Below are 23,814 nucleotides of genomic sequence, written 5' to 3'. Positions count from 1 at the left end.
TTTTATATATCTTTCACCACATTATGAATCCATTTATTTGATATAAATCTCCTTAATACTATTACAGTTTTAACTACTTCTTCTATCATTGACATTAACACAACTATATGAACGGGTAATTTAAATACAAATGCTGCTATAAAAGCTGCTGGTATCCCTATACACCATAGAGTAATAGCTTGGACATATACTCCATAAGTAGCATCTCCACCACCACGTAATATACCTACTATTATTATGAAGTTAAATGTCTTAATGGTAAATATAGCAGAATATATGTATAGGATGTATAGTGCACTCTTAATTACTTCACTAGAAACATTAAATACAGAAAGTAACCATGGTGATGTAATAAATAAAACAAGAGATAAAATAGCTCCAACGCCTAAAGAAATGGCACATATTCGTTTAGCGTATAACTTTCCTCTTTCTTCTCTTCCAGCTCCTATTTCCTTTCCTATTATTACTACCGAAGCATTACCTAATGCAAAGTTTATTATCATAAAAAAATTAAATATTGTACTGCAGATTTGTATAGCTGCGGTAGCCTTAGTACCTATTCTTCCATATATCACAGAATAAGTTACATTTCCAAGCCCCCAGCAAGCTTCATTCACAACTACAGGAATTACTATCTTGTATAAATTTTTAAACAAAGGATATGTAGTAGAAGTTATATCTTTTATCCTTACTGCAAGTATTCCTTTTTTCCCGTATACATAGATAATTAAAACACTTAATTCCAAAATTCTTGCTATTAATGTAGCCAGCGCTGCCCCTTTAACTCCCATGGCAGGTAATCCTAGCTTTCCAAATATAAATATATAATTTAAAATTCCATTGCCTATAAGTCCCATTAAACTAGCTAACATTGGAACAGTAGCATTTTCTATACTCTTCAATGCTGTAGCATAATTAAAACTAAATGTAGTGAAAATATAACTAAAACATACAATTTTTAAATAGTCTGCTCCTAACTTTATTACCCTTGTATCCTTGTTAAATATTGCAATAATTTTCCCTGGTATAAATAAAGCTACTATAAAAAATAAAATGGTTATAACCGTCCCACTTACTATACCAATGCCTAATACTCTTTTTATATTATCCTTATCTCTTTTTCCCCAGAGCTGTGATATAAGTACAGCACAACCTGAACTTATACCCATTACTATTAAACTATAAAGAAAATAATATTGGTTGGCTATACCCACAGATGCTAGTTCTACTTCTCCTACCCTTCCTATCATAACAGTATCTAGCATATTTAAAGAAGACACTATTAGATATTGAATAATTATAGGCAGCGACAGCCTAAAAGTGTTTTTATAAAATTTTTTATCACTAAATATTTGACTTAAACCTATTGATATAGATTTTCCCACAAGTTTTTCCTCCTTAACATTTCCTTCTTAATTTTAATTTTTTATATTCAATCCAATACCAGCAAAAAAAATAACCACCTTGAAGATTTTTCAAAGTGGTTACTTCTCACTTATATATGATATAACTAATTAACAGTTATCTAATATAGCTTATAACATTTTCTTTTCTTCTAGGAGCTCTAACTTCTCCAGAACCTTTATAACCAAAGGCAACTCCATAGTAAGGCTTATATCCCTCTGGAATGTTTAGTTTTCTAGCCACCTCTTCATGGTCAAAAGAAAGTCCAATAAGTCCTATCCAAAGAGAACCTATATCTAAACTTTCCGCTACAAGAAGCATATTTTGTATGGCGGCAGAACAATCAGTTAATGGTGAATAAGCATCTTGTCTGCCTGATACTACCACTAAAGTTGGCGCTCCATGAGTTAAGTCTAAATCTTTATTATTTGCCATATTTCTAAAACCTTCATCTGAAGAAGTTTTTAACTTTTCCTTTGCCACATTGCTCATAAGATTTATTAGTTCTCTGTCTTGAATAACAGTAAAGTGCCATGATTGAGCATTACAACCAGAAGGAGCATAGATAGCAGCTTCCAATATAGCCTGCAATTCTTCTTCTTTTATTTGTTCTTTCTTATAATCTCTTATGCTTCTTCTCTTTTTAATATTTTCTATAATAGTATTCATGCAAATTCCTCCTATCATATACTATTTACAACTTTATAAATTACCCCTACTTACTTAGTTGAAGTGAGCGCTTCTTGTCAATATATCCAAACAAACTTACCAAAATTATCAATGTTCACTCCAAACTTCCTGTTAAAATAAACATAGCTGTATAACTAATTAAATTCTATAACGTAAATAATATATCACTATTTAATTATACAGCAATAATTTAAAATGTAAACAAGTTAGGCACATTTAAATAACTACTAGCATATTCGATTTGTTATTTCTTTTCATGTACCTTAAACCTCAAATTTTTTGCATCTTTCATATATTTCTTCATACACCTGCGCCTTAATATAAGCTCCTTCTTCTCTATAATCTTCATTTACAATATTGCAGTTTTCATGAAGCATAGAAACCATAGCCTGCTCATGGTAAGGAATAATAAATTCCTTTTGGATAAGCTTTACTGGAATTTCTTCTCCTATGGTTTTTAACAGTAAATTAAGATTTTTACCAGTTATAGCACTTACCTCCTCCACCTTCTGATCCTTTAAAAAACTTCTTAAAGATTCTAAATTAGCTATAGAAACTTTATCAATTTTATTCAAAATAACTATGATATTTTTGTGTAGTACATTTAGCTCTCCTAGCACATCATTAACAGCTTTTATCTGCTCTAAAGCTTCCTCACTTGAAGCATCCACCACATGCAGAAGAACATCTGCTTCTATAACCTCCTCTAAAGTTGACTTAAAAGCTTCCACTAATTCGTGAGGAAGTTTACTTATAAATCCAACAGTATCTGACAAAGCAATCTTTCTATTGTCATTTAAAACTACAGCTCTTACAGTGGTGTCTAGTGTGGCAAAAAGCATATCTGCCTCAAAAACTTCATTCTTTAATTTATTATTACAAGATGAAATTTCACAAAGCTTATTACGTAAAGTTGATTTTCCAGCATTAGTATACCCAACTAACGCTACCTTACTTATGCTTCCCTTGTTTCTATTCTCCCTTTGAACTGCTCTATTGGAAGCTATTCTCAAAAGCTCCTCCTTAATGTCCTGTATTCTTTTTTCTATGTGCCTTCTATCAGTTTCAAGTTTCTTTTCACCAGGACCTCTTGAACCTACACCTCCTTTTGTACCTACACCACCTTTTATCTTATCAAGATCAGCACCAAAACCTCTTAATCTTGAAAGTCTGTGCTTAAGTATAGCTAGCTCCACTTGTAATTTAGCTTGCTTACTTTTAGCCCTCTTTGCGAATATTTCCAGTATCAATGTGGTTCTATCTATTACTTTACATCCAATCCTTTCTTCAAGATTTCTAACTTGAGATCCAGACAATTCATCATCAAAAACTACAAGGTTTGCATTTTTAATTTGCCTTAAATACTTAAGTTCCTGTGCCTTTCCTTGACCTGTATAATAAGCTGAATCTATTCTATTCTTTTTCTGAAAAACTTTATATACAGGAAGAACTTCACAGGCTTCTGCAAGTCCCTGAAGCTCTTCTAAACTCTCTTCACTATCTGTACTAACTAAAATTGCCCTTTCAATTCCTTCCTCAGATACTTCAATCTCTGTGATAATTTTATCTATATATCCAACCTTATCCATAAAATGAAAATCTATAGCCTGCTTAATACTCAAATTTTTAAGTTCACTACAAATTAAAATTTTATCATATACATCACATAAACCTATATTTACCCTAGCATCACCAGTGTTTTCTTTAACTCCAATGGATACCATAGCATCTAATTTCATATCTAAAAGAGCTGATATGTCCAGTGAGGAAAGCTTAGGATTCCCGCTGGGATGAGTGTGAATTATTCTAATGCCACTAAGCCTTTTACCTTTATCCTCAATAAATGGCATCTGGGCGCTTCTACTGTCACCAACTATAACGCTAAGGATTTTTCCCTTTCTATCTATAGCTACACTTATTTCCTTTCTTATTATCCTACTAATATCATTCATTTCATCTACTAATTCATAAGAAAAAATACTATATTTATCTATACTTATATCATATAAATTTTCAATTCTTTCTAAAATAGATTTTCTTATACCATCAATATTTCCTTGTATCATAAAATCACCCCTATTTAAATTTAGTAAATAATCTAAGTTCTTTTTTCATGGAAAGTTTTGCTTCATAGGAAGCTTAAAATTATTCTCCGTGAATATAGCCACCACTGCATTCTCATTTAATGTACAATGGAAATTTTACGTTAAGTAGCCATCAGATAAACTAATCTGTAATTGTTTTAATATATTTTTTTAAAAATAACGTATTCTCATCCAAATTCTCATTTTCATAACCCCCCTATAAATTAGGAGCAAGCTCTGTATGCTCCCGTTTATTTTAGTTATAAAAAAGCTACAGTTGCCCTAGAATAAATATCTAGAAGCATACTGCAGCCTTTAGCATAACCTTTGAAAATAAATATAAAAAACCGTAGATTTCTCCACGGTTAATTAACTTTATTATATTAACAAAACCGCAGTTTATATATCTGCGGTCAATAACATATATAGTATTAGCAAAAAACAATTCATAAACATCAACATCCTTAAATATTAATACTTTTAAATATTAATATAATGTTGCTTGTATTAAACACAATTTAACTCACACAAACACAAGCCACATTCATTAGGATAATTTCTATTATTTATGCTAATAAATTATAAGAACTTTCTCTGACAGCAGACTGCATATTTTATTGTTAAATTATTTCTCAACTTGTTTCCAAATATTAAATTAATCATTTTACAGTCTCCTTTCAGACAAATTCCATTAATATGATTTATATTATATATTATACAATGATAGTATTATATTGTAAAGCCCATGGGCAAAATAAATTTGTCTACGGCAATATCCTTGTTCTATCTCTAGGAAATAAAGAAGCCTCCCTCACGTTTTTTAATCCCAATATCTGAGAAGTCAATCTTTCTAATCCTATGGCAAGTCCCCCATGAGGCGGCATTCCATATTTAAATACTTCCATATATGCTGTAAAGTTATCCGGGCTTAAACCTTTATATATCATATTTTCCTTTAACATAGAATGTTCATGTATTCTTTGTCCCCCTGTGGTAATCTCCAATCCTCTAAATAAAAGGTCAAAGGAATGGGTAAATTCTTTACCCTTAGGCATAGTGTACATAGGTCTCTTCTTTCTTGGGTAGTCTGTTATAAATAAAAATTCTGAGCCTAATTTTTCCTCTGCGTACTTACATATTAGCTTCTCGCCCTGTGGGTCCAAATCTCCCTCTTCACAGTACTTATCATATTCTCTTTCTAATATATTTATGGCTTCTGAAAAGGTAATGGAAGGAATAGTTTCTTTTATTTTTGGCAGTTTAATTTGTAAACTATCCAATAAATCCTTACACCTATGGGTTAACTTAAACATAATGTGTTTTAAAATACCCGTTTCTAACTGTATTATTTCTTTTTCATCTTCTATAAATCCCATCTCTAAGTCCATGCTCACATATTCATTTAAATGTCTGCTTGTATTGTGTTCCTCGGCTCTATACACATGAGCTATCTCAAAAACCCTTTCATATCCCGCGCCTACCAGCATTTGTTTATAAAATTGAGGACTTTGAGCTAGATACGCCTCTCTCTCAAAATACTTAACTTTAAAAATGGCTGTGCCTCCTTCTGCACCTTCTGAAACTATTTTAGGAGTAAAAATTTCTGTAAAGCCTTTTTCAACTAAAAATTCTCTAAATCCCTGGGCTATAATGCTTTGTATTTTAAATATGCTATTTATTTTTTCATGTCTTAAGCTTAAAACCCTATGATCTAGTATAGTTTCCAAATTGGCCTCCAAATCTTCTTTATTAACTTCTATTGGGAGCTCTTCCTGTGCTTTAGATATAATTTTCAACTCCCCTACTTGTATTTCCACATTGCTTATTTTGTTTTTGCCCTCTACAATCTTACCTACTATCTCTATAACTGATTCTAGTTTAAGATCTTTAATATCCACATTATTGCCTAATACACATTGAATCAGTCCAGTTCTATCTCTTAATATTAAAAAAGATACTTTGCTAAGCTTTCTAATTTTATGCACCCAGCCTTTAATACAAACTTCATTATTAACTTCATTATATAAATTTTTAACTAATATTCGTTTCATAAAAATTCCTCCTAGTCTATTTGATATAAAAATTTTAACCATTTGAGCTCTAAGGAGCATATTTTTTAAGGCTAATTTTTTTCATATCTCACTTTACACTATCTCTAATAAATTCATGGTTATCGCTTACTTTACGCTACTCTAATAAGTTTATATTCAGTTAAATAGTAGCTTTTATAATTTGATACTTAAACCAATGTATTTACTTATTCTTAAATCTTCATAATCAATAGAATAATGTGCTGATTTAAATTTTTTACCCTTTAACACTGCGCAATGTTAATTTAAAATTTTAATTAGAAACTACTTTACTAAATTACAATTTTATACTTACATATTATAAAAAAATAAATCCCTTAAGCTCAATGCCTAAGGGACGAATTTTTCGCGGTACCACCCTAATTAACCCTAAATTCACTGGTTAAAAACAATATAGCCATGCATTGCCATATTTAAGATGATAATAAAAAAAACCCACTCCAAACCAGGAGTGAGTATATTCCCACGGTACCATCCTTTTTAACCTTAAATTTAAAAGTTCACTTAGAATCATATAACGGTGAAACCCGGCTTACCCTAATAACCTACGCTTTCAGGTAAACATCTCCAGGACGTCTTTCAGCATTTAATTTCCTGTTAGGCTCACACCACCCCTAACTCGCTGAGAGTAATCTTAAAATGCTTACTCTTCCCTTCAAAGAATTTAACTATTACTAGTTATTTTATTATGGATCTTCACAATTGTCAACACAATGTTTTACATTTTTACAATTTGTCTGATGTTTTAATGCAAATGTCAATATAAAAATGTAGGTTTTTTCAAAAATAATATGGTAGGAAAACCTACATTTTTATTTAGTACTTTTACCCCTCCTCAGCAGTGATTGATTGAAGTTGATCTTTAAGGCGATATGATGGACCATTTATATTGATAACTGAGCAATGATGCAGTAATCTATCCAAAAGAGCATTTGTTAATACTGGCTCCTGAAAAATATCACCCCATTTTGAAAAGGGAGAATTAGTTGTTATTATTGTAGAAGATTTCTCGTACCTTTTGGCTATAAGATTAAAGAATAAGTTGGCAGACTCATTATTCATCTTTTGATATCCCAGTTCATCTATTATAAGAAGTTTATAACGGCAAAACCACTTTATTCTTCTTTCTAACCTGTTTTCTTCACTTGCTTTTTTTAGTTGTGATATAAGTTCCTGGAATGTGATAAAATACACACAATTACGTTGCTTAGCCGCTTCAATACCTATTGATACAGCTAAATTTGTTTTCCCAACTCCTGGACTTCCACAAAATATTATATTTTCCGTCTTTTCTAAAAATCTAAGTGTTATAAAATCCATGATTTTTCCCTTATCTATTGAGGGTTGAAATCCAAAGTCAAACTGATCAATTTCTTTTAAAAACGGAAAATTAGCAACTTTTACATTCCCTTTTATTACAGCATCCTTCTTGAAATTTATTTCTAATTGGCTTAATTCATATAAGGCATCAACAGGTGTTTTGCTACCGTCTGTCATCATATCTATGTATCTATCAATGTTCTCTCTAATTCGCACTAATTCAAGTGTGTCCAGGTTATTAATAAGGGTATTGTAGTTGTTCATTTAGCAATTCATCCTCACGATCCCTGGAGCCTGCCCTAAGGTAAACTCCTGTATTTCTTTTTCATATTTATTATGAATTATTTTATATCCTTCATCTGTTAGAATGCATTCTGCATCGCATACTGCCATAAAATCATTTATCCAGCAATCATAATCTAATTGCTTACACCAATTGTTTTTAACTGAAAATTTTAAATTAGACATGAAGATTTCTTTATTCTTTACATAAGGAAGTACTAAATTCATTCCTTTAATAAAGGTGCTTCGATTTTCTTTTGACATATGGGCATACTGCCCTATAATCCAGTTACCATAGGGGCTCCCATTCATATATGCTAATAATGCTTCGGGTGACTTTGTAGCCTCTATATTTGAAATATCTATTTTTCTTGATTCTAATAATCTATCCATAAGTTTTAAATTTTCATTAGCTACAGCCTCTAAATCTGCAGCCTTAACCTTCCCTTTCATAAGTATCGTGTAATGTTCTGGAACATAATTAATTGGATTTTTATTAATTGAGTGAAATGTTACAAGTTTTCCTTTATAATAGATATATAGTTTATTGTCGAGGATATCAACGCTAACTTCCTCATTAATAAGCTTAGGATGTACGGAATATTTGCTCTCTCCAAATCTAATTAGTGCTTCATTTGAAACTTTATATTTATTTGGTGATAGATAGGTATCAATAATTGAAGCTTTTGGTAAAGAATGCAGATATTCCTTTTCCTTATAAAACAGAGCGGTTGGCGACATGCCTGTTTCCGTATTAATATTTATATTCATTTTTAAATTAATTTCCTTTAGTTTCTCTAATAAATTATCTAATGTATCAAATTCACCATCATATGCCCGAATCCAGTCAATTACCTTATTTTTTGCTTCAACAGTCCCTTTTGTTTCAGGCTTTCTTGCCCCACACAATCTGACATTAAATCCAAAATCTTTTGCAAACTTACCCATTGTTTCAGTAATCTTTTTCTTTACTCCATGTACATTTGCAACAGTGGACATGTTATCAAACAAAAGCTCTTCTGGTATTCCTCCAAAGGCTTCAAAGGAATTAATAAGACATCTAAAAACATCATCTGTTTTTTTTTGAATGGATAGTCCTAAGTAGCTATATCTTGAAAAACTAAGTGTTACATGCAAAATATTTATAGTGTATTTTTCCCCAGATCTTGAAGTAAGTGTTATATCCTCCTTCCAGTCAACTTGCCCTTGTTTTCCAATTTTTGTTTCATAACGTGGATGGCCAGTATTACTTTGTTTAGGTAGTAACTTGTTTTTCTTGATATAAGTGATGAAATTTGAATAGGTACCTATAGTATTAATCCCATGTTTATCCACCATAAATTCATAAACACCTTTCATTGTAATCCTACGAATTGCTAACTTATCAGTAATTTCTACACGATATGGGTCAAGCTTGCTTTTCTTAATTCTCGTTTTTGGTTTCCCTTTGTAGCCTTGATCATACTTTTTTACAGTCCTCCAATCCATACCATATTTTTTTGCCAGTTGGGCGTAATTTGGTTTAATTCCTATGCTATTCATTAGAAATAGCTCTCCTTGTAAGTTGTTAATCATAGTTGTTATACCTCCATGTAGAAGTATAGCAATTATGTCCAAAATACAAAATAAGAATGTAGGTTTTTATACATTTTTATTTTGTATTTTTCCTACATTCTTATTATATTATTTGCATTAAATTCAAAAGTTTTATTTTATATTTAGTATTCTAAAATTTAACATAAAATTACTGCATAAATTAATATTCCTCATAAATAAATTAATAAGATGATTAACCCACAATAAGGTAGAATGTAATGGAATTATGAAATTTTTCCTCCATGACTTGCATAAGAGCTAGGAACAATAAATTTAATTTAAGAAATTCTAATCTTTTAGCCATATAAAATTATCTAACGCTCACATTCAGCGTCCTGCCTCAGGTTCGCTAGCCTGGCGTCCTTGCCAGGCTTACGATAATTTTATCTGTCTAAAAGAAGAATTTCTAAAATTAAATTTAAATAGTTCCTTCGCTTCTTATGCAAGTCATTCCAGAGAAATTTCATAATTCAAGCAATGTAATACTTATTGTGGGATAATCATAAGATTAATTTATCATCCCATGGTTGTCCCTGAATATCCCTTACAAATAGGGAAATAATATTTATATACCAATAAATATTATTTTTAAGGAGGATGTGATTATGGATAAAAATAAACTTAATAATTTTGATAAAATTAGAAAAGATGAATTTAAATACTCAGGTTCTTTAACTCCCGAAATCACCAACTTTACTGCAGCTCATATAAACAGTGGTGTAACCAGTGCAGATATAAAATTAGCAAAAAAACTCAATGAAGAAAAAAAACGTGAAGATTAAAAGATTAAAGATAAACATAAAAACAGCAGCCTAATGATATGTTTCTTTTATGACTAAAAGTTAAAATGATAAAACTTTGTCATAGAATGAGCTATCATTAAAGACTACTGTTTTTTCTCTCTTGTTTTCTATAGTAACATACTTATCTCATCAAATAAATTTTTATTTTGTTTTATTTCCCTTTCATTACCAGCAACACAACAATAATTTTGTTTCATTCCTTCTTTTACCATATAGGCAAATTCCTTAATGTCTTGTAGCTTTGTATTTAAAAGTTCATCTTTTTCCTTTTGTAAATCTTTATAAGTTATGCCACATATATAATTTTCCGTAGCCTTTTCACCTTTTCTGTCAGGAGTTAATGGTTTATAAACATATCCCACAGAGCCAATTATAAACTTCTCCATATCCTTTTGTGCGTAATTTATCCCTTCTAAAAATTTATAGGCTTCATCATATACATCTATAGTTCTTGTAAGATTTGGATCACGATACGATGCAAAAGCAATATTATTTCCTCTTCTCATATCCATATAACATCCATAAGCTCCACCTTGAAGTCTAACCCTTGTATAAAGATACTCACTATTTAATATGGTTTGAAGAACGGGCATTTTTCCAGAGTATTTATAGTTAAGCTTTCCAAAATCAAAGGCTTTAACCACGTATTGTACATTACTAGCAGTAACTAATGCTTGATTTTTATTTGATGGTTTAAAGTTAATTTCAGCAGCATTAATTTTCTCATTCTTAAGATCATCTAATACAATATGCATGCTAGAGTTTACCTTATTTTCTTCTTCCTTTTCTCCTACAAATGAGATTATTAAATTATTTTTATTAAATATAGTCTTATATACTTTTCTTAAATTATCAGCAATTTCACTACAATTGTTTTCAAACTCCTTCTCCAAATGGCATAAGAACTCGTAATATGCTGCACCTTTTAATATATCATTATACTTATCAGCATTAGAGAAACATGAATATGCCTTAAGGGTAGCCAATTGATTTCCTGCATTTATAACTCTCATTTGAAGTTTTGATTTTGTCTCTCTTATTACTTCTCTAATTCTTCTAGCATCATCAAAATTAGTTAAAGTTATTATCTCATTTATCAGTTTAAATAAATTAGGAATATTTTCTGAAAGCACCTTAGATTTAATAATAAATTTTGGATAATACACTTCTATATTATTTTTTTCATTATAAACCTCTGTATCAAAATCTATACCACCAGTAGTACTATATATTTCTGTTACAAGATCTGAATATTTTCTCTTTTCAGTATGAAGTTTTCCTAAAACATCACGTAATAATCCTATATAAGGGATGTATTTTTGTTCAATAATACTAGCATCAAATAATAAATTTATATAGGATATTTTATTAGTATTCATATTATGAGAAAGTATAGTAACGCCCTTATCTTTTTTCACTACTTGTGGAATTTTTTCAGCTTCAGGAGACACTTCTTCTAATGATAATTTTGGAATAGTATCCTTAGCTTCCTCTGTATCCTCTGCTATTTGAGCTTTATTTAATTTTTCATTTTTCTCTTGAAGCTTGTGTAATTCCTCCTTTGATAAAGAAGCTTTGTAATTTTGTAACTTTTCGTCTAAAGCTTTTACTTTACTTTCTTCTAATCCTTTTTTAGGATTTAAAACCACTAAAGAGCAGTGATTATTATTTAACATATATTTTTCTATGAAATTCTCAAAATACTTATCATTTATAGAATCCTTTATTTTATTAAGATTCTCCTCATATTTTAAATGTGTTAATGGATTACCATCATAAAGCCAACTCTCCATTATCTTACCACTATAATGAAGTCCTTTATTTGCAATTCTCCATGGGTCTGCTTCACGAAGTTCAAATTCAATTGAATTTATAGACGCCTTTAAAAGCTTTTCATCTATTCCATTTTTAACCAAAGCCCTTAAAGTTTCAAAAATTACTTCTTTAAATCTTTCTTTTTTTCTATTATCTGTGTTTTTTACAGCTATAGGAAATATAGCTTGTTTAGTTGGATCCATATTCATTTGATCAAAGTTAAGCATACTTTCCCCTATTTCTTCCTTAAGTAAAGCAAGTTTTATTGGAGAAGCTGAAGATTCTATAAGCATGTTATAAAGTATCTTCATAGCTAAATATTCTTCAGCATTAGAATTTTCACCACAAACAAAATTCAAAGCAAAAAAGCTTTTGTTTTCTTCGTTTTCTTCTGGACTTATAGAATATTCTGAAATTCTTTCTACCATTTTTTTAAAAGGTTTCACATCATCTATATGAGATGGTATTTCTATTCTGTGAAAATTAATAAGATAATTTTCATTTATGAATTTAAGACATTCATCTAAATCTTGATCACCATATAAATAAATATAACTATTGGATGGATGATAAAATTTACTGTGAAATTCTTCAAAATTCTTCTGAGTTAACTGTGGTATTTCCTCTGGAGCTCCACCAGAATTAAATGCATACGTAGTATTTGGAAATAAAGATTTATATATTTCCCCTGTCAAAACTTCCTGTGGTGAAGACAATGCTCCCTGCATTTCACTATACACAACACCTTTATAAATCAACTTATCTGTCTTTGGCTCTGTCTCATATCTCCATCCTTCTTGACGAAGTATTTGATGATTTTCATATATATTAGGATATAAAACTGCATCTAAATATACATCCATTAAATTCATAAAATCCTTTTGATTTCTGCTAGCCACCGGATAACTAGTTCTGTCTGGATAAGTCATGGCATTTAAAAAAGTATTCAATGAACTTTTTGCAATATCCCCAAAAGGATCTTTAGTTTTAAATTTTCTTGATCCACAAAGCACAGAGTGTTCTAATATATGTGCCACTCCAGTGCTATCTGTAGGGGTTGTCCTAAAACTTATACAAAATACCTTATTATCATCCTTGTTCTCCAAGTGTAAAAGTCTTGCTCCACTTTTAATGTGTTCAAACACCCTAGCCACAGACTGAATTTCATCAATTTTGTTTTCTTCTAACAATTTAAAACCGTAATACATTTCATTAACTTTAAATTCATTATGCATATTCTAGCCCCCCTTATTAAGTTATACATGCTTGTTGCAAATTGTCAAAACATTAGCCCAATTACAAATAAATGAACTAATCTCATAATATAACTAAATTACTATAAAATCAAGTCTAAGGAATATAGTGATACTGGATTTAATTAACATTATAAAATAACTATATATTAATGAAAATTTGATATATTGCTATTTTAAACACTTTAAATAAGGATAGGATTTAAATATCTATTATGAATACTATAAATTTACTTTAATTTACCGTAACATCTTATACTTCATATACATATTATATGTATGTATATGAAGTATTTTTTAAGTATTTTTTAAGGGGGCAAATTTATGAATAAAAAACTGACTTCAATTTTGTTAACAACTAGTATGCTTTTCATGTCAACCTTTACCTTTACTGAGAAAGCACATGCAAGGGTACTCATTCCAACTAGTTCACAAAAGGAGGTTTCATATAATTCTAACCGTATGATAGATGACTTTTTGAAAGATGGAGAATTTTTCTTAGACTTAAAGAATATGCCTGAATCTGTTAAATCAAAAATAAATAATAAACACTTTAAAAATTCATCCGAAGTAGAAAAACTTTTAAATAACGATTCAAATCCTTCTGCATCTAAAAATAGTAAATTAGCTGTAGAAAAAATATTAGAAGATCACTTAGGTAAAAAGCACTATAAAGTTCAATATTTTGTAAGTGGAATACCTGTTTATGGTTGTGATTTAATTCTGCATACAGATAATAACGGTAAAATTTATGCTATAAATGGCGAATTAGATAAAAGTTTTCAAAATATAAATTGGAATAAAAAAATAAAACTTCAATCTAAATATGCTTTACAAATAGCTGAAAATCATATAAAACCAAAGCAAATATTTGAAGAAAAATCAAAATTGTATTTATATAATTTTGATGGAGATCTTTATGTAGTATATCTAGTTAGTTTAAATTGTGAAAGTGGAGACTGGAAACTATTTATAAACGCTGAAAATGGACAAATAGTAGATGAATTTAATAATAGACCAATTTTATTTCAGAATGATAAAACAAACAAAAAAAGCGAAAATAAAAATATAACTAATATAACTAATAACGGACAAGTAACCACTGGAACCGGTAGAACCACCCTTGATGGAGAAGTAGCAATTCCAACTTACTGTGAAGATAGCAAATATTATTTATGCAATAGGACTAAAAATATGAACGGTTCTATAATGGTGTATAATCTAAACAATTCACTTGAGGAAAATGATATAACGAGAAAGACAATAGATCAAGTAAAAGAATACGGCCCATTAATGAGCGATGATGACAATAGATTTATAGACAATGCACAAGTAGCTGGTGTAGATGCCTATATTAATTTCTCAAAAGTTTATGATTATTATAGAGATATTCTAAATAGAAATAGTATAGACAATAATGGTATGAATATAGAAGGCTTTGTTCATGTAGGTACCAATTATAGTAATGCTTTTTGGTTCGATTCCCATAAAGCCATGTACTTTGGCGACGGTGATGGTAAAGACTTTGCAAACTTTACATCATCCCTAGATGTAATAGCTCATGAATTATCTCATGGTGTAACTAGTATGCAATCTAACCTTGAATATAGGAAACAATCTGGTGCTCTAAATGAAGCATTTTCAGATATAATAGGTGCAGCAGTAGATGCTGATGATTGGCAGATTGGTGAAGATTGCTATACTCCTGATAAACCAGGTGATGCTTTAAGAGATATGCAAGATCCTCATAAAGGTAATCAACCAGCTCATATGAACGAATATAAAAATTATCCAGCTCTTCCGTTTTTCGACTGGGGTGGAGTTCACATCAACTCAGGCATTATAAATCATGCTGCCTACTATATTGGTGAGAGCTTAGGAAAACCAGCTATGGCCAAACTATTTTATAGAGCTAACTGCCTTTACTGGAGATCAACAACTAATTTCTCAGAAGCAAGAAAAGGTATAGAACTAGCTGCAAAAGACTTATATGGTGACAACAGTAAAGAATTAAAGGCTGTTCAACAGGCATTTGATAATGTAGGAGTAAAATAATTAAAGTTATTAAAAAGGCTGTATAACTTTTCTACAGCCTTTTACTTTTATATATTATTGAATTAATCTGTTACTACAGCGGTTCCTGAGGCTGTTACCATGAGCATACTTCCACCTTGACCAAGAACTTCATAGTCGATATCAATTCCTACTACAGCATTAGCTCCTATAGCTTGTGCCCTTCTTGATAATTCAGCTATAGCACCATCTCTTGCCCTTATTAATTCATCTTCATAAGTTTCTGATCTTCCACCTACAAAATCTCTAATTCCTGCCATAAAATCTTTAACAAAATTTACACCAGATATTACTTCTCCGCACACTATTCCCCTATACTCTATTATCCTTTTTCCCTCTATTTGTGGTGTTGTTGTCATTATCATAGAAAATTCCTCCTCAAAATTGATTTATTAGTATCAATTAATATTTATATAATTATAATATAACTTTATTAATTCATCGTCAATTATTTTATACTATATTTCACATTTTATTTTATTGCTTTATGAGTTTATCGTAACCGTATATGATAAAACTATTCTAAATCATACTATGATTATCCCACAAAAAGTATTACATTACTCCAATTATGAAATTTCTCTGTAATGAGTTGCATAAGAAGCGACGGAACTATTTAAATTTAATTTTAAAAATTCTTCTTTTAGACAGATAAAATTATCGTAAGCCTGGCAAGTACGCCAGGCTAGCGAACCTGAGGCAGGACGTCGAATGTGAGTGTTAGATAATTTTATATGGCTAAAAGATTAGAATTTCTTAAATTAAATTTATTGTTCCTAGCTCTTATGCAACTCATGGAGGAGAAATTTCATAATTCCACTGCATTGTACCTTATTGTTGGTTAATCATACTATGCTCTATTTATGCACAATTAGTACCTTTCTAAAATATTCTTTGGCTCTTTTTTCCCTGATCACTATCTCCCTATTCTCTGTAAGTATTATTATAAAATCTCCTTTTGTATCTTTGGCATACAATATATGTTCTTTTAAAAATATATAATCTCCCAATACAATTCCATCTTTATAAGAACCAACCCTGCTGCCTAAAACACTTACACCCGTCCTATCACTTTTCTCCATAATAAATGTAATATTATTTTTAAGTTTATTGACGTGTAGCTGTGGTCCGTATAATGAATCAATAATAATCATAAATACAAATATAAGAATAAATATTCCCAAAGGAGAAAAAAAAGAAATTTTATTACTGTAGTAACCTAGCATATAGTAAATAGTCATAAAATATATGGTTACTAAAAATGCTATATTGTAAATAATTTCAAACTTTGGGCTTGGACCTAAATAGTGAAGTTCCTCTAATTTCATTTTGTCTATCTCTACATTTATTTTTTTAATTATCCTTGGCATTAAATACATATTAAATATGCTAACCACAACTATGGTAATTATTTTAGATACCATAGTTAATTTTGAAAACCATAATACAAACACTATAAATATTAAATTAATTATCCATGATGAAATTTTTATAAAATTATTAGAAACTTTTACATTCATGTTTCCCGCCCCCATTTATGTTAGTAATTCCTATACATTTATATTACCATTATATTTGCTTAATGTAAAGTATTTTTTATTATATATCATGATTAAAATACACGTTTTATATAGTTATTATTACTTTGTAATACGTAGATATATAAATTTAATTTTAAAATATATACACAAATGACATGAGAAATCAAAAAGGGCTGCCGCACTAAGAATAAATCCTATAACATATTGTGTTGATTTTAAACTTGCAAAACAATATATTGTATATAAATTCCTTAATGCGACAGCCTCATAAGAATATATTTAAAAATTCTTAATTTCTCATTATTTTTCTAATATTTTTTTAATAACTTCTCTTAAATTCTCAGTTTCAAACTCTATATCTTTTTGTTCCAAATCTGTTTTCAACTCTTTAATAGGCTTATTTAAATCTGTATCCTCTGGTAAACTGCATTCTTTCAATAGTATTGAGGACTCTATTTTAAATTCTTTACATATATCATTTAAAGTCATGTAACCCTTTATATTGTCTGGATTTAGCACTCCATTTTGAGTTAAAGTTTCTGTATTTCCTTGAGCTACTTCAAATTTTCCTGAAGCTATATTGCCACCTATCACTAAAACTACAACCAATGTAACAACAGCACCTATAACACTTAGTGAAAGCTTCTTTTTACCCTTTTTCATATCTAGAGTTTCTGACTTTGGACATACTGTTATACATTCACCACAACTTTATACATTCCATACTATCAGTGGCATTACAATTACTAATTTCTATTCCCATAGGGCAATTTTTAGTACATTTCTTACAATTTACACATGTTTGAGGATTTCTCTTTACTTTAAATATTCTTAAAGGTGATATTATTGCAAGAAAAGCTCCAAGTGGACAAAAATATCTGCACCAAGCCCTTTCTATAAACAACGAAGACATAAAAATTAACATTAGTATTATAAATCCTATTAAAAATTCAGTAAATATTTCACTGCCTGAACCTAAGTGCATAAATGTAGCCCAAGGGTCTAGCGGTCTTAATATTAATTCTCCTGCTTTATATGTTGTAAATAAAACCACCACTAAAACCACATACTTAGAATATCTTAAAATCTTGTCCATTTTTTCATTTACTTTAATTTGTTTTATTTTAAGTTTTCTAGCTAATTTATTTATAAGAGTCTGAATAGTTCCCAAAGGACATATATATCCGCAGAATATTCTTCCAAGCAAAATAGTAAGCACTATTACACATATTAAAATTATTAAAGATGATGGTGCTATTCTATTTATATAAGTTCTATCTTTTATTAACGAAAATAGTGTTTCCAATCCTCCAAAGGGACAAAGGGCATCTACAGAAGGCGAACCGCTAGGACCTCCCCCTTTTACTTGATGCATATATCCCATTACAGGTGCAAAAATCAAAAAAAATATAGATATAACCCACTTAAAATAATTTCGCTTTTTCATAAAATCACTCCTTTTTTATAATCATCATGTTTTCATAATAAAGGAGTAATTTGATAAAAATTAGGTGTAATTGTGACTAAATTGTGAAAATCATATTGTTATGATTAACCCACATGTGATGGAATTATGAAATTTTTCCTCCATAACTTGCATAAGAGCCCGGAACAATAAATTTAAATACTTATATGCTTAAATTCTCTTGTCGACAATTCTTCTTATTTTCCCAGTGCGACCAACCCGTTCTATTGTGCAAGGTGGCAGTAATTGAACATAAACATTATTAATTAAATTTTCTCTATAATCTTTTCCTATACTTTTAATATTAGTTTTTAATAAATATTGAATTTTCTTTGTTAAACTATCATCATAGACAGGTATTCTTTCATTTTGGGCTTCTATTTTAAATGTAACATCTCTCATATTCTCTACATTTTCAACCACTATTTGAAAAAATGATGAAGTTTCTTTTACATTTTTTAAAACACTGTAAACATCATTTAAATATATATCTGATACATTAAATCTTACAACATCATCCGTTCTTGATAAAAGCTTAAATTTTTTAGATGTTCTGCCACAACTACATTTCTCTTGAATCCACTGTATCTTATCACCTATTCTATATCTTATTATTGGATGAAGAGTTTTATTTAATGCAGTTACTATTGCCTCTCCATTTTCATCACTTTCTAAATAACACCATTCATCCATCACATGATGGTCAGTTCCTTTACAACATTCACATTGAAAACCAATAGGTCCTATTTCTACTGCGGCATAACCAAAAGAAGCTGTAACCTTTGCTCCTAAAATCTTTTTTACATATTCTTGGGATTTTTCAGACATGTGCTCCCCTGCATAATAAACTTTTTCTATTTTTATATTTTCATTTAATTTCTCTATTTCTCTTGCTAATAATATAATATTTCCTGGAAGTCCTATAATTACATTTGGTTTAAATATTTTTAAATATTCTATAGTGTCCTTCTCTGACTGATTAGCCGTAAGAGATAATATTTTACATCCCACTTCTTCTAGCCCCTTGTTAACTGCTGAAAATGCTGTCCAAAGTGCACCTGCTTTCATATAATTAGCAACAAAATCCTTTTCATTAATACCAACAGCCTTAAATCCTTTTCCAAAAGCTTTTTGAGAGTTTTCAAATTCCTTATTGGAATATAATACATACTTCATTTTACCCGTAGTTCCACCAGCCGAAAATACATAGCATTGCTTCATATCTCTCGTTAACATATCATTACTTTTGTCTATACTATTATTAAACATATACTTTTTTTCAAGAATTGGAACTTTTCTAAACTCATCTAAACTTTTTAAAGGAAGTTTAATATTCTTGTAAAATTTTCTATAAAAAGGTGCCTTAATAGCTTCTTTTAATAAAACATTTAACTTAGAAAGCAAGATTTCTTCCTTTTTATTTTTCTCTATAAATTCCAGTCCAAAATTATTATTCTCTAATTCTTCCTTATTTATATATTTTACAAGCAAATTAGCTAAATATTTTCCATCATGTGACTGGTATTCATCATTAGCTTCATTCATACATCCAGGTTTACAAAATCTCATTACTCCATATTTCATAAACTCCTCTACAATATCCTGTAGTTTTTCCTTAGATATTACCCCTAAAGTAGACATATAATATTTTAGCTCTTTTAAATTTCCTTTAAATATATCTTGATAATCATCAACTATATTTACATATACAGTTCTATTTAAGGGTGAATTTATAAAATCATTGCTTTTCTTAACTATTATAGTGTGGTCAGCTTTTTTCCCCTCTATGACTCTACAATTATTATTAAATTCATTCCATTTTGCTATTTCTCTCTCTTTTCTTATTTCCACAGCAGCATCCAATGTTAATTTATTCTGCGGAAACTCTCTAGCTAAGTTTTCCAAACTCTCTGCCAAATAATCAACAAACTTTTCATCTTTATTACAACTTTCTATAAATATATTTTGACAGCTTGTACAAGCCCTTTGTTCCCAGTATACTATATCCTTTGCAAATCCCTTTGCTGCATTCATAAGTTTATCATCATCTAAATCCTTACATACAAGTCCAAAGCTTATCTTTGGACCAAATGAGTAAATCTCTGTTTTAGCAGAAAGTCCATTTTTGTAATTTAAAACAGCCCCCTCTCCCCCGAAAAGCAATATAGCATCAAATTTACTCTTAACTATTCTTTCTATATTATGATTATTACTCCTCCAATAAGTTACAGCAATATATGGTACTACTACTCTATCCTCATCTGCTTCCATTAATGCTTCATAAAATAATACAGGAAATAAAAAATCTTCACTAGAAACTTTTAATACATTCACATTTTTAGTAATTATTCCAACTACTAAAGAGTCTACAGACCCCAAAAAAATATTTCCTGCAGCTACATGAAGCACAGATCCTATGGGAACTACTCTATTAGTATTAGAGCATGTGTCATTTATAAAATAATCTAAACCATGATAATCACCAATACATCTAAGTCTTTTTTTCAAAGCATCTATACTTAACATATCTGGTATAAGTTCCACTGCTTTTTTAACCATTTGAGCAGAATAATTAGTTATGTCTGGCATTTTGTCAATCAATTTCTTATAATAAAAACCATTTTTATCAGTAAGTTTATTTGCAGTATCCTCTAATACTTGTAGTATTTTATCTATGGGTACTTCTCTAAATTTCTGAGACCTTCTACTAAGCATATTTTCAGAAAAATATTTATTAGCTAATTCTTCAGATAATTCACCTTCCAAATTTAATTTTTCCCCGAATAATATATGTTTAAATTCACTTAATTTCATATTCCCAACACTCCCTATTTACTCTTACTTAAAATATCTTGTGCTTTAATAGCACATCCCTTATGTTTTTTTATGCCTCCACGTCTTACTTTTTTTATATAATCTCCTTTTATACCACATTTACAATTTTTACCCAATATTGCAATATCTGTGGATAACAAAGACATATTAGCCTCAGCAATATTATACGGCGTTAAAAGCTGCAGTAATCCCTCTTCTCCATAATTCTTTTTTTCTAAGGTTATAGGATCTCTTACTAAAACTTTACTATATATTGGTACATGCAAATGTCCTTCAGGGCACGAACAATATGGCACTCCATGTTCTGCCATACCATATGTATCTCTTATATTATTAGGCTCTAATCCTATATTTTCTCTCATATAATGTAAAAAACTTTTTAACTCCATACTTTTACCAAGATGGTCCTTCCATCCACCTCCAGCTATAACAAAAGATTCTTTTTTAACTTGAATGTTCCCATACATTCTTCTTATATCTTCTACCATTTTATACATAAATGCTGGAAAACCTAATAAACGTACTGGTGCTTCTTTACTTAGCTGAACAAATTTTTTAGCCCATTTTTCACTATCAAAGAAAAAATTCTCCTTATTTTCATCCCATTCAATCATCCAGTTTATAGAAATTGCAGGTGCTAACTGTAATATTTGTTCATCACTCCAGCTTGTACCTATATTCTTGGCATTCTTTATATCATAAGAAAACAAGAAATAGTGCACTGGAGTTTTACTTCTAAACCCTATAGAATCAAAAGCATTAAGTGCCAATTCTTCAAGTCTTCTAAGAGATCCTTTATCAAAAAAGGCTTGAGTCTTTTGTCCATTGGTTCCTGAACTTGTCAATATCATAGCTAAATCTTCTTCTCTAAAATTACAGAAACTATTAAGCTTCATAGTTTCCACAAAAAGAAAAGGTATTTTATATACTTCCTCTAGATGCTTTATATCCCTTATATCAAATTTATTCTTTTCTGCTAAGTACCTTATATATGGCTGATTTTTTAATTGAAATTTATAATTTTCAATCATACTATTTAAAAATAATTCTTCTGTTTCTTTAGAAAAATTAAACGCATCTTTTTTTGCGCATAACTCATCAATATACGAAAATTTCATACACTCATTCTCCCATTCTCTAAATTATCAATATAACAATTTCTAACATAATTTAATAACCTTTGTGCCATTTTAGAGCTCATGGTTATATTTTCAAAATCAACTTTATCTTGAACATATTGAAGTATCAACTCATCATCTTTATTGTATGAGGGCATGATTCCTGCAAAAATAAACCCCTTTGTCTCCATATATTCACAAAACCAAGGAGTAAATTTGTCATTTAACTTAATTCTTAAAATTATAACCTTTTTCCCCTGAGCCTTTAATTTATTAATTATCCTGGAAGCTTCACTTAATATTTCATTCCCAAACTTGTCCACAAATACTACAGCTTCTATCTTGTCTTTAGATATAACCCTAATTTTACTTTCTGATAAATCACTTACATTTAAATTATCCGAATCTTTAAATTCAACTTTAATTCCCATATTGTTATAAATTTCTTTAATAATATCCATATGCTTTATAATTTTATAGAAACTCTTTCTTCTCAAAGGTTTTTTTAAATATCTATAACCTAATAATAAATTTTCTCTTTTATTTATTTCATTACATATACCTTTAAAATTTAACGATTTAATTCTAGATAAAAGTAATGCACATTCTATAAATCCATTTTTACTAGCTGATTTTTGAGAATAATTATGACTTGTAACAGACCTTACAAACACCCCTTTAATCCCTTCATGCTGGCATATTCTTATTACCTCCTCAGTTAAACCTTTAAGATAACCTCTCCCCCTATAAAAAGGATGTATGAATGCACAAGACAATTCATATATAGATAATTTTTCTTCTTTCTCTAAGGCAATATGTCCAACTACCTGCCCATCTTTGTCAACAGCTACATATGAAATTATCCCTCCAAAGGCATTTAATTTAATAAGTTCTTCTGAAGAATATATATATTTATGAATATACGATCCTCCGTAAGCCTTGTAAGCGCACTCTACTACCTCCTTAGCCTCTTTCTCTTCCATTTTTTTCACCTTAAATTCTTTATTTATATTATTTTTATGAAAACTCATATAATTTTTAAGCATATATCAACCTCCATAATGCTACTACAACTTAAAAATTTTATATTACAATATTATAAATACCTTCCATTCAATCCTATACTACTACCAATAAATTTGCAATAATCCATTCATTTATAGGCGCTATTGAATAATTTATTTCTTATTCTTATATAAATATGTATGTTTGTTTATTTTTTTACAGCGATTATTGTAATATACATTTTAAAAATAGCCTTATTCCATATATATGATATTTTTGTGATGCTTTTTAAAAAACTATTAATCTTTAACATGTTAATATTATATTTTTTAACATTTAATAAAAATAATTTACTATTAGGTCGAATTAAAATTTATTGCAAGTATACTAAAATTCAATTGATATTCATATTCTACATCATTTTGTTTCATTTATAGACA

General features: G+C 29.4%; 16 protein-coding genes and 1 other annotated feature. Of the genes, 2 read left to right on the top strand and 14 right to left on the bottom strand.

Annotated elements, in window-relative coordinates; translation table 11 throughout:
* Positions 1 to 2 precede the first annotated feature (2 nt).
* The 6 genes from CC89_RS03785 to istA all read right to left on the bottom strand — a co-directional run bounded on the left by CC89_RS03785 (position 3) and on the right by istA (position 9,445).
* Positions 3 to 1,385 (bottom strand): MATE family efflux transporter, encoded by a 1,383-nt coding sequence (locus tag CC89_RS03785; protein WP_286161298.1) that lies wholly within the window; start codon positions 1,383 to 1,385, stop codon positions 3 to 5.
* Between the two features lie 136 nt (positions 1,386 to 1,521).
* A complete protein-coding gene (locus CC89_RS03780) occupies positions 1,522 to 2,073 on the bottom strand; it encodes a nitroreductase family protein (RefSeq protein ID WP_035289225.1) in 552 nt (183 codons plus the stop codon).
* A 284-nt stretch (positions 2,074 to 2,357) separates the two neighbouring features.
* A complete protein-coding gene (gene hflX, locus CC89_RS03775) occupies positions 2,358 to 4,160 on the bottom strand; it encodes a GTPase HflX (RefSeq protein ID WP_035289223.1) in 1,803 nt (600 codons plus the stop codon).
* A gap of 782 nt (positions 4,161 to 4,942) precedes the next feature.
* Positions 4,943 to 6,229, bottom strand: a complete 1,287-nt coding sequence (gene aspS / locus CC89_RS03770) for an aspartate--tRNA(Asn) ligase (RefSeq protein WP_035289221.1) — start codon at positions 6,227 to 6,229, stop codon at positions 4,943 to 4,945.
* A 483-nt stretch (positions 6,230 to 6,712) separates the two neighbouring features.
* Positions 6,713 to 6,936: a binding site (T-box leader), on the bottom strand.
* Positions 6,937 to 7,093: 157 nt separating this feature from the next.
* The gene (gene istB / locus CC89_RS03765; RefSeq protein WP_035289149.1) at positions 7,094 to 7,852 is read right to left on the bottom strand and encodes an IS21-like element helper ATPase IstB; all 759 of its coding nucleotides are present in this window, start codon (positions 7,850 to 7,852) and stop codon (positions 7,094 to 7,096) included.
* Positions 7,853 to 9,445, bottom strand: a complete 1,593-nt coding sequence (istA, locus tag CC89_RS03760) for an IS21 family transposase (RefSeq protein WP_051931461.1) — start codon at positions 9,443 to 9,445, stop codon at positions 7,853 to 7,855.
* Positions 9,446 to 10,071: 626 nt separating this feature from the next.
* Between istA and CC89_RS20355 the strand changes: the two genes are divergently transcribed.
* Positions 10,072 to 10,248, top strand: coding sequence for a hypothetical protein (locus CC89_RS20355; protein WP_185750667.1), 177 nt, complete (start codon positions 10,072 to 10,074; stop codon positions 10,246 to 10,248).
* A gap of 128 nt (positions 10,249 to 10,376) precedes the next feature.
* Here the strand turns inward: CC89_RS20355 and CC89_RS03755 are convergent, their stop codons facing one another.
* A complete protein-coding gene (locus CC89_RS03755) occupies positions 10,377 to 13,319 on the bottom strand; it encodes an insulinase family protein (protein WP_035289216.1) in 2,943 nt (980 codons plus the stop codon).
* Between the two features lie 342 nt (positions 13,320 to 13,661).
* Between CC89_RS03755 and CC89_RS03750 the strand changes: the two genes are divergently transcribed.
* Positions 13,662 to 15,392: a M4 family metallopeptidase gene (locus CC89_RS03750; protein ID WP_051931459.1), complete on the top strand. Its 1,731-nt coding sequence runs from the start codon at positions 13,662 to 13,664 to the stop codon at positions 15,390 to 15,392.
* 62 nt (positions 15,393 to 15,454) lie between these two features.
* On the opposite strand, the gene CC89_RS03745 is transcribed toward CC89_RS03750, so the two are convergent.
* The 7 genes from CC89_RS03745 to CC89_RS03715 all read right to left on the bottom strand — a co-directional run bounded on the left by CC89_RS03745 (position 15,455) and on the right by CC89_RS03715 (position 23,415).
* The gene (locus CC89_RS03745) at positions 15,455 to 15,775 is read right to left on the bottom strand and encodes a heavy metal-binding domain-containing protein (protein WP_035289214.1); all 321 of its coding nucleotides are present in this window, start codon (positions 15,773 to 15,775) and stop codon (positions 15,455 to 15,457) included.
* Between the two features lie 492 nt (positions 15,776 to 16,267).
* A complete protein-coding gene (locus tag CC89_RS03740; RefSeq protein ID WP_035289212.1) occupies positions 16,268 to 16,930 on the bottom strand; it encodes a hypothetical protein in 663 nt (220 codons plus the stop codon).
* Positions 16,931 to 17,251: 321 nt separating this feature from the next.
* Positions 17,252 to 17,614: a hypothetical protein gene (locus tag CC89_RS03735; RefSeq protein ID WP_035289209.1), complete on the bottom strand. Its 363-nt coding sequence runs from the start codon at positions 17,612 to 17,614 to the stop codon at positions 17,252 to 17,254.
* A 37-nt stretch (positions 17,615 to 17,651) separates the two neighbouring features.
* Positions 17,652 to 18,398 (bottom strand): 4Fe-4S binding protein, encoded by a 747-nt coding sequence (locus CC89_RS03730; protein ID WP_035289204.1) that lies wholly within the window; start codon positions 18,396 to 18,398, stop codon positions 17,652 to 17,654.
* Positions 18,399 to 18,587: 189 nt separating this feature from the next.
* Positions 18,588 to 21,230 (bottom strand): acyl-CoA reductase, encoded by a 2,643-nt coding sequence (locus tag CC89_RS03725; protein WP_035289202.1) that lies wholly within the window; start codon positions 21,228 to 21,230, stop codon positions 18,588 to 18,590.
* A 14-nt stretch (positions 21,231 to 21,244) separates the two neighbouring features.
* The gene (locus CC89_RS03720) at positions 21,245 to 22,369 is read right to left on the bottom strand and encodes a LuxE/PaaK family acyltransferase (RefSeq protein ID WP_035289200.1); all 1,125 of its coding nucleotides are present in this window, start codon (positions 22,367 to 22,369) and stop codon (positions 21,245 to 21,247) included.
* Positions 22,366 to 23,415 (bottom strand): GNAT family N-acetyltransferase, encoded by a 1,050-nt coding sequence (locus tag CC89_RS03715; RefSeq protein ID WP_035289197.1) that lies wholly within the window; start codon positions 23,413 to 23,415, stop codon positions 22,366 to 22,368. The genes CC89_RS03720 and CC89_RS03715 overlap by 4 nt, the downstream gene beginning before the upstream one ends.
* Positions 23,416 to 23,814: the final 399 nt, after the last annotated feature.

This window comes from Clostridium sp. KNHs214 (assembly GCF_000744935.1).
Taxonomy (GTDB): Bacteria; Bacillota; Clostridia; order Clostridiales; family Clostridiaceae; genus Haloimpatiens.
The sequence above is the reverse complement of the archived record's forward strand: the minus strand, read 5'-3'. Positions and strand labels throughout refer to the sequence as shown.

Bases quoted from the DNA above. Each gene is read 5' to 3' on its own strand.
- CC89_RS03780 (WP_035289225.1), bottom strand. From the start codon at position 2,073: ATGAATACTATTATAGAAAATATTAAAAAGAGAAGAAGCATAAGAGAT.
- hflX (WP_035289223.1), bottom strand. From the start codon at position 4,160: ATGATACAAGGAAATATTGATGGTATAAGAAAATCTATTTTAGAAAGA.
- aspS (WP_035289221.1), bottom strand. From the start codon at position 6,229: ATGAAACGAATATTAGTTAAAAATTTATATAATGAAGTTAATAATGAA.
- istB (WP_035289149.1), bottom strand. From the start codon at position 7,852: ATGAACAACTACAATACCCTTATTAATAACCTGGACACACTTGAATTA.
- istA (WP_051931461.1), bottom strand. From the start codon at position 9,445: ATGATTAACAACTTACAAGGAGAGCTATTTCTAATGAATAGCATAGGA.
- CC89_RS20355 (WP_185750667.1), top strand. From the start codon at position 10,072: ATGGATAAAAATAAACTTAATAATTTTGATAAAATTAGAAAAGATGAA.
- CC89_RS03755 (WP_035289216.1), bottom strand. From the start codon at position 13,319: ATGCATAATGAATTTAAAGTTAATGAAATGTATTACGGTTTTAAATTG.
- CC89_RS03750 (WP_051931459.1), top strand. From the start codon at position 13,662: ATGAATAAAAAACTGACTTCAATTTTGTTAACAACTAGTATGCTTTTC.
- CC89_RS03745 (WP_035289214.1), bottom strand. From the start codon at position 15,775: ATGATAATGACAACAACACCACAAATAGAGGGAAAAAGGATAATAGAG.
- CC89_RS03740 (WP_035289212.1), bottom strand. From the start codon at position 16,930: ATGAATGTAAAAGTTTCTAATAATTTTATAAAAATTTCATCATGGATA.
- CC89_RS03735 (WP_035289209.1), bottom strand. From the start codon at position 17,614: ATGAAAAAGGGTAAAAAGAAGCTTTCACTAAGTGTTATAGGTGCTGTT.
- CC89_RS03730 (WP_035289204.1), bottom strand. From the start codon at position 18,398: ATGAAAAAGCGAAATTATTTTAAGTGGGTTATATCTATATTTTTTTTG.
- CC89_RS03725 (WP_035289202.1), bottom strand. From the start codon at position 21,230: ATGAAATTAAGTGAATTTAAACATATATTATTCGGGGAAAAATTAAAT.
- CC89_RS03720 (WP_035289200.1), bottom strand. From the start codon at position 22,369: ATGAAATTTTCGTATATTGATGAGTTATGCGCAAAAAAAGATGCGTTT.
- CC89_RS03715 (WP_035289197.1), bottom strand. From the start codon at position 23,415: ATGCTTAAAAATTATATGAGTTTTCATAAAAATAATATAAATAAAGAA.